This window comes from uncultured Wocania sp., assembly GCF_964021735.1.
Taxonomy (GTDB): Bacteria; Bacteroidota; Bacteroidia; order Flavobacteriales; family Flavobacteriaceae; genus Wocania_A.
Map to the genome: position 1 here is coordinate 1 of NZ_CAXIBN010000199.1, position 5,464 is coordinate 5,464.

At 38.6% G+C, this 5,464-nt stretch carries 3 protein-coding genes; 2 read left to right on the forward strand and 1 reads right to left on the reverse strand.

The genetic code is table 11. The features are described from left to right. Positions 1–25: 25 nt before the first annotated feature. Positions 26–901, reverse strand: coding sequence for an AraC family transcriptional regulator (locus AADI82_RS13435; RefSeq protein WP_341216938.1), 876 nt, complete (start codon positions 899–901; stop codon positions 26–28). Positions 902–1,029: 128 nt separating this feature from the next. On the opposite strand from AADI82_RS13435, the gene AADI82_RS13440 reads away from it, so the two are divergent. Both AADI82_RS13440 and AADI82_RS13445 read left to right on the forward strand, forming a co-directional pair. After that, positions 1,030–2,424, forward strand: coding sequence for a sugar porter family MFS transporter (locus AADI82_RS13440; RefSeq protein WP_341216939.1), 1,395 nt, complete (start codon positions 1,030–1,032; stop codon positions 2,422–2,424). 71 nt (positions 2,425–2,495) lie between these two features. Beyond that, positions 2,496–5,464: DUF5107 domain-containing protein (locus tag AADI82_RS13445; protein WP_341216940.1), on the forward strand; the 2,969-nt coding region annotated here is incomplete at its 3' end.

Here is a 5,464-nt window from a genome sequence, read left to right on the forward strand (position 1 = left end):
AATTATCAAAAAAATATGATAAGCTTTAACCTTTCTTTAAATTCCTATAGGCTTTAGGAGATTTACCCATAATCTTAGAAAAAACACGTGTAAAATAAAAAGGATCGGCATAGCCTACCTGCTTTGCTATTTCATTAATTTTCAGATCACTAAAATCCAATAGTCCACAGGCTTTTTGGATTTTTAAATGGGTTAAATAATCTAATGGCGACCTAGAGGTTTTCTTTTTAAATAAGGAACAATATTGGGCAACCGAAAGCCCCACATGGGTTGCCAAGCTTTCCAAACTCAGCTTCTCGCTTAAATGCCCTCTCATATAGGCAATGCTCTTTGCAATCCTATCGGAAGCATGTATTTCTTTTATTTTTCTAAACTGCGACAAATACCGCAAAGAACCTAGCATGTGCCATAAGCAAATGTTGGCATATTCTAAATTATCTTTGCTGTACCCCATTTCGAGGTTGTTGTAAATCTCTTCAAACAATAAAATTCTGTCCTTAAATCTAGAGTTTGCCGATAAGTCCAATTCAACCTTTTCATTAGGATGATTGACAAAAATATGGGATTTATCCCCTGTAAAATGAATCCAATAAATACTCCATGGATTTTGGTTGTTGGCACCATATCTGTGAGGCGTGAATGCCGAAATGATGATGTATTCATTCCTTTTAATAACCTGCTTCTTATTGTCTATTTCTACCCAACCTTCCCCATCGATACAGTAAATTAAAATATGCTGCGCACTCCCTTTTCGCTTTCTATAATGGTTTTTAGCTTTTGGATAATACCCAATATCGGTTACCATCAAAGCATTTATCAATTCATTTTCTTTCAATTCTTTTAGAATGCCTCTAGGCAAAATCACCGATTTCTCTTCCTTAAAACCTTCTTTTTTTCTCATATCATAAAAATATATCAAAATAATAAGATAATCCAGTTTTATAAAAATATTCTCTATTTGTTTTATGGGGCTTTACCGCTACATTTGGAAATTAATCCATTAATTTATTCACATAACTCCAATAGATTATGAGCAACACACATACATTTAACTACCGCTTTTTAATTCGTATTTCGATGGTTACCGCCATGGGTGGGCTTTTATTTGGGTACGATTGGGTGGTTATAGGTGGCGCAAAACCATTTTACGAAAAGTTTTTTGATATTACCAACTCGCCATCATTACAGGGTTGGGCCATGAGCTGTGCTTTGGTAGGCTGTCTCGTGGGCGCTATTTTTTCCGGGTTGCTCAGTGATAAGTATGGCAGAAAAAGACTCTTAATTTTAGCTGCTTTTCTGTTTGTACTTTCTGCAATAGGTACTGGTGCCACAAGCAACTTTACACTTTTCATTCTATATCGTATTATTGGAGGTGTAGGTATTGGTTTAGCCTCCAACCTCTCTCCTATGTATATTGCCGAAGTTTCACCAGGTGCCGTTAGGGGCAAGTTTGTATCCTTAAACCAGTTAACCATCGTTATTGGCATATTGGCTGCCCAATTGGTTAATTGGCAATTGGCAGAACCTGTACCGTTAAATGCAACCGATGCAGAGATTTTAAACTCATGGAACGGACAAACGGGTTGGCGCTGGATGTTCTGGGTAGAAATTATTCCTGCAGGACTCTTTTTTATATTGATGTTTTTTGTGCCAGAAAGCCCAAGATGGTTGGCAAAAAATGAAAAAGGAGACAAGGCATTAACGATACTTACCAAAATCGGTGGACAGGACTACGCCCAAGGAGAAATGAATAGCATTCAAGAAAACACACTGGGACTTTCAGAAAAAATAAATCTTAAAGAACTATTTAGTCCTAATTTAAGAAACGTACTAATTATAGGAATTGTTATAGCCGTATTTCAACAATGGTGTGGCATCAATGTTATTTTCAACTATGCCGAAGAGATTTTTTCATCGGCAGGATACGGTGTTTCAGACATTCTTTTTAACATCGTCATTACAGGTAGTGTAAATTTAGTATTTACATTCGTGGCTATCTTTACCGTAGACCGTTGGGGCCGACGTGCTTTAATGCTCATGGGCGCTGGCGGATTGGCAGGCATTTATGCTTTAATGGGTACGGCCTACTTTTTCGAAATTACAGGATGGCCTTTATTAATTTTGGTTATTTCGGCAATTGCCTGTTATGCCATGTCTCTGGCACCAGTAACTTGGGTGGTGCTTTCAGAAATTTTCCCAAATAGAATTAGAGGCGCTGCCATGGCAGTAGCCACCATTGCTTTATGGCTGGCATGCTTTATTTTAACCTATACATTCCCATTATTAAACCACTTTTTTGGAGCATCAGGAACGTTTTGGTTATACGGATTGATCTCGATAGCTGGCTTTATGTTTATCTATAAAAAATTACCAGAAACCAAAGGCAAATCGTTAGAAGCTATTGAAAAAGAAATCTCTAAATAAAATTATAGATGTAATTGTGATATGCGTTCGTCTGCATATAGCAAATATAATCCCTTAAAATACAATACTATATGAAAGTAAAGGTTTGGAAAGAAGACGTTATCATACCAACTTATGAAATTGGAGAACCCGAAAAAAACCCTGTATTTCTAGAAAACAGAGTGTACCAAGGAAGCTCAGGAAAAGTGTACCCACACCCCGTAATTGAGAAAATAAGCGATACCAAAATAGACAAAGCATGGCAAGCGGTTTATTTGGAAAACGATTTTGTTAAAATCATGATTTTACCAGAATTGGGCGGTCGTGTTCAAATGGCATACGATAAAACAAAAAACCGCCACTTCGTATATTACAACCAAGTTATAAAACCCGCCTTAGTAGGTCTAACAGGCCCCTGGATATCGGGAGGCATCGAATTTAACTGGCCACAGCACCACAGGCCATCGACCTACAGTCCCGTAGATTTTGATATTGAAGAACACGCCGATGGCAGCAAAACCGTTTGGTGTAGCGAAGTTGAGCGAATGTTTAGAACCAAAGGCATGGCTGGTTTTACGCTTTACCCGGACAAAGCCTACATGGAAATTAAAGTAAAATTATATAACAGAACCTCGCAGCCCCAAACCTTTTTGTGGTGGGCAAACCCTGCGGTAAAAGTTAACGACCATTACCAATCTGTTTTCCCTCCAGATGTACATGCCGTTTTTGACCACGGCAAACGTGATGTATCCGATTTCCCCATAGCAACTGGAACCTATTATAAAAAAGATTATGCCCCGGGAACCGATATTTCTCGTTACAAAAACATTCCCGTTCCCACCTCTTATATGGCAATTAATAGCGATTATAACTTTGTTGGAGGTTTCGAAAACGATAGCCAAGGAGGACTCCTGCATGTTGCAGATAATAATGTGTCGCCTGGAAAAAAACAATGGACTTGGGGTAATGGCGAATTTGGGAAAGCTTGGGACAGAAACTTAACCGACGAAGATGGCCCGTACATCGAGCTCATGTGTGGGGTCTATACCGATAACCAACCCGATTTTTCTTGGATGCACCCTTTTGAAGAAAAAACATTCTCACAATATTTTATGCCCTATCGGGATTTAGGTGTCGTTAAAAATGCCACCAAAGACGCGCTGCTTAATTTAGAATTTGAAGATGACCATGCCACCGTAAAGTTTTACACATTGGGCATTTATCCCAATGCAAAAATCAAATTACAAGCCAAGGGCATTGTATTTCTTGAAGATACTACAGATGCTTCACCTGAAAAATCCTATAAAAAAACCATTACCATTGATGCATCCATGCCTATTACCGATTATAAATTGAGCTTAGAAGATGCCTCAGGAAATCTATTGGTGAGTTATCAGCCGAAAGACACATCAAACAAGCAAATGCCTGAACCTGCCAAAGCGGCTAAATCTCCAGAAGAGATTAAGAGTATCGAACAACTTTTTTTAAGAGGACTTCATCTTGAGCAATACAGGCACGCCACTTACAATCCGAAAGATTATTACCTCGAGGCTTTAAAAAGAGAACCTGGAGATGTAAGATGTAATAATGCCATGGGATTATTGCTTTTACGTCAAGGGCAATTTAAACAAGCCGAAGCGTACTTTAGAAAAGCCATAGAAACGCTTATCGAGAGAAATCCTAATCCGTACGATGGCGAACCTTACTACAATTTAGGACTAGCGTTAAAATACCAAGAAAAATACGAAGATGCCTATAAAGCCTTCTACAAATCGGCATGGAATGCTGCATGGCAAGATGCTGCTTACTTTCATTTAGCAGAAATAGCATCACTGCAAGGCCATTTAACTTACGCCTTAGAACTTATTGAAAAATCATTACTCAGAAACTGGCATAACCATAAAGCCAGAGCCCTGAAAATTGCATTATTGCGAAAAACGAGACAAAAGAAATTGGCGGAAAAACTAATTGAGGACAGTTTAACCATTGATACGTTTAATTTTGGAGCCTTATTCGAAAAGTATCTTTTAAGCAGCCATCCAACCCATCTTGAACAGTTACAAAATTTGATGCGAAATGACATCCATAATTATATCGAATTTTCACTAGATTACGCCAATGCTGGTCTGTTTGATGAAGCCATTAAACTACTTAGTTTGGGGCTTAGCGTAAACGACAAAAACCCTATGGCATTTTATTTTCTAGCGTGGTTTGAAGCCCGAAGAGGAAACAACGCTGCTGCTATAGCATTGTGTAAAGACAGAGACCCTAACGGATGCTTTGCGTATCGGCTTGAAGCCATTAGCGCATTAAAATCTGCTATAGCATTAAAGCCTAACGATGCTAAAGCCCATTACCATTTAGGCAATTTATGGTACGATAAAAGACAGTACACCCAAGCCATAGCCTGTTGGGAATCCTCTAGAAATATAGACCCTAATTTCCCAACCGTACGCAGAAATTTAGCATTAGCTTATTTCAATAAACGGGGCGCTAAGGAAAAAGCCCTATTAGAATTAGAAACAGCCTTTACATTGGATACCAATGATGCCAGAATATTTATGGAGCTGGACCAATTATACAAAAGGCTGAATCATCCCATTCAAAAACGTTTCGAGTTATTTAACACCTATCCCGATTTGGTAAACTTTAGAGATGATTTGTACTTAGAAAAATGCACGCTCTACAATCAACTCGGAGAATACACCAAGAGTCTGGACATGCTAATGAACAGGCAATTCCATCCATGGGAAGGTGGGGAAGGAAAAGTAACGGGGCAATACTTAGTAGCCCTTACGGAACTGGCCAAAATGGCTATTTCGGAAAAAGAATATGCCAAAGCCATAGAAATTCTTAAAAAAACCGAAACATACCCAAATAATTTAGGTGAAGGCAAATTAGAAGGCACACAGGAAAACGATATCAATTATTGGTTGGGTTGTGCTTACGAGGGTCTAGGAGAAAAAAATAATGCCGAAATTTACTGGCGTAAAGCGGCAAAAGGGTTATCGGAACCCTCTGCTGCCGTTTTTTATAACGATCAGCAACCCGATAAAATATT

Coding starts and splice junctions, on each gene's coding strand:
- AADI82_RS13435 (WP_341216938.1), bottom strand. CDS start 901: ATGAGAAAAAAAGAAGGTTTTAAGGAAGAGAAATCGGTGATTTTGCCT.
- AADI82_RS13440 (WP_341216939.1), top strand. CDS start 1,030: ATGAGCAACACACATACATTTAACTACCGCTTTTTAATTCGTATTTCG.